Genomic DNA, 2,594 nt, shown 5'->3' with positions numbered 1-2,594 from the left:
GTGTTTTTTCGGAACAGATATTTTTTGTCATACATTTTACTGCCTTCAAAGAATGTCACGCGAAATTCGTTGTTGAGCGCAAACACGTCTTCTTGTAACCATTCGGCTTTTGCATACGATTTTGCAGGTAATTTATCCAATTTATGACGCATCACAGAGGTTTTTCTGTCTGCATCATATCCGTGAGAAACAATTAGTACCATTTCTAAGTCTACTTCATTCTCATTGATGATGTATGCGTTCCAATCGTCTGTTTTGTAGATTTCATTGTATTCTTGCACAACCGCCATGTATACACCTTCTATTTTTGGAATTTCAATGTCTTTTTTCATCACAAAAATTTACAATGCCGATTTGAATTGCTCTAGGAAACGCACGTCATTTTCGCTTAACAAACGAATGTCTCCAATTTGGTACAATAACATGGCAATACGATCAATTCCGACACCAAAAGCAAAACCTGAGTATTCTTCAGGGTCAATTTCGCAGTTTGTTAATACATTCGGATCTACCATTCCGCAACCTCCAATTTCTAACCAGCCAGTTCCTTTGGTAATTTTATAATCGGTTTCTGTTTCCAATCCCCAATACACATCAATTTCAGCACTTGGCTCTGTGAATGGAAAGTAGGATGGACGCAAGCGAATTTTAGACTTTCCAAACATTTCTTTGGTGAAATGTTGCAAGGTTTGTTTTAAATCTGCGAAGCTTACTTCTTTGTCTATATATAATCCTTCAATTTGATGGAAAAAGCAGTGTGAACGTGCCGAAATCGCCTCATTACGATATACTCTTCCTGGAGAAATTGTACGAATTGGCGGTTTGTTATTTTCCATATAACGAACTTGCACAGAACTTGTATGCGTTCGTAATAAGATATCTGGATTTGTTTGAATAAAGAATGTATCCTGCATGTCACGCGCTGGATGGTATTCTGGAAGATTTAAGGCCGTAAAATTATGCCAATCATCTTCAATTTCTGGTCCATCAGACACATCAAAACCAATACGAGAAAAGATATCTGTGATTTGATTTTTTACCAATGATATTGGATGACGCGCACCAATTTCAAGTGGTTGTGCCGGACGTGTTAAATCGCCATAGACACCTTTTTCTTCCGCATTATTTTCCAACGCTTCTTTTAAGGCATTTACTTTATCTTGTGCAACCGTTTTCAGTTTATTAATCGTTTGCCCAAATTCTTTCTTTTGTTCATTCGGAACATTCTTAAACTCAGCAAAAAATTCATTCAATAATCCTTTTTTTCCTAAGTATTTTATTCTGAAGTTTTCGATGTCTTCTTTTGCCTTTGTTGTAAATTTTTCAACTTCAGCAATATGTTCCTTGATCTTATCTATCATGACGATCTTGTTAATTTAGCATGCAAATTTACACAAAACTAGCATATACCAATAATCATTTAAAATAAACTAATGTAAGTTTTAAATATTTTTTTAATTATTCAGTAAAATACAACATAAACTACTGGTATTCAGTTTTTATTATTTTCGTTTTCTTTGCTTTCCCAAAGAAAAGAAACAAAAGAAAGGGAATTTTTCCAGAGGTATTTTTAGTTTTTCTATCGAAAACTAAAACCGCAATCGTTTTCCTAAATTTTTTCCAAGGCTTCAAAAATTCTTAACGGAAAACAATCGCTATACTGCGGAAAAAAAGCTACTTACGAGAAATTTTGATGTTTATTGAATGTATTCCTTCTCTAAAAAGTAGTTTACAATGTCTTCTTTCATTAAAACGGTTTGCTCACCAGCTTTTAAAACTGGCAATTCTTCTTTGAATTTGTAATGTGGCCAACCATCATCATCAAAATAGTCAAATTCGTAATATCCATAAGGTTCTAGCAAACGACAAATAGCAATGTGCATAAGGTTTACTTTTTCGTCTTTTTTGAATGTTTTATGAATTTGTCCCAATTCTTGAACACCAATTAAATAGATTATTGCGTCCAAATCGAGTGTGTCACCTTCTGCAAATTGATTGGTTAATTTCGTTACCAAATCGTTCCAACGTAGTTTTAGTTGTTCGTCTCTTGCCATTGTTTCGTTCTTTTCGGTTGCAAATGTAGGTAACGTATGTTGATATCCTTATTTTTCTGTAAAAAAACTTAGATTTCTCAATTCTAAATCGTAATTAAACTTTTATTTAACCGCATTATTTTAGGCATTTTATGAAGTTTCAGCGTTTCTTTTACAAATTCCTACGAGTATAATACTTCCAAAAATGAATCCAATAATTGCGGGCAACCATAATTGATAACCAGCGTTAACTCCAGTCCACAGAAAAATAGAAACAAGCAGTGAAATTGCTCCAATCCAAAGGTGTTTTGAAATTGCTTCGCTACTACTTGCACTTATAGGTTTTAGAATTAATTTTAAAATAAAATATACTAGCGTTCCCGAAATTATCCAGCCCATAAAATTCTGTAGTGGCACGTTGAACCATATTCCACCATCGGAATATTTCCACAATCCGCGTGCAACAGCTCCAGGATCTAAAATGCTGTCTGTGATAACCAAAATTGCAGTATAGACCAAAAATTGCATCCAATGTTGCTTTATCCAGGTTTGTGCCAGGAA

At 34.2% G+C, this 2,594-nt stretch carries 4 protein-coding genes; all 4 read right to left on the bottom strand.

All coding sequences use genetic code 11. The annotated features are described in order from the left end of the window. Positions 1 to 332: hypothetical protein (locus tag AB8B65_RS12470; protein ID WP_405301382.1), on the bottom strand; the 332-nt coding region annotated here is incomplete at its 3' end. 9 nt (positions 333 to 341) lie between these two features. Beyond that, the gene (pheS, locus tag AB8B65_RS12465; protein ID WP_405301381.1) at positions 342 to 1,361 is read right to left on the bottom strand and encodes a phenylalanine--tRNA ligase subunit alpha; all 1,020 of its coding nucleotides are present in this window, start codon (positions 1,359 to 1,361) and stop codon (positions 342 to 344) included. Positions 1,362 to 1,697: 336 nt separating this feature from the next. Further along, complete coding sequence (locus AB8B65_RS12460) at positions 1,698 to 2,054, bottom strand: hypothetical protein (protein WP_405301380.1); 357 nt, start codon at positions 2,052 to 2,054, stop codon at positions 1,698 to 1,700. Positions 2,055 to 2,183: 129 nt separating this feature from the next. Further along, positions 2,184 to 2,594, bottom strand: a 411-nt coding sequence (locus tag AB8B65_RS12455; protein WP_405301379.1) for a carotenoid biosynthesis protein, incomplete at its 5' end; no start/stop codon positions are given.

It is taken from the genome of Kordia sp. (genome assembly GCF_045105435.1).
GTDB lineage: Bacteria > Bacteroidota > Bacteroidia > Flavobacteriales > Flavobacteriaceae > Kordia.
Note: the sequence above shows the minus strand (reverse complement) of the source record. Positions and strands in the feature narration are given on the sequence as shown.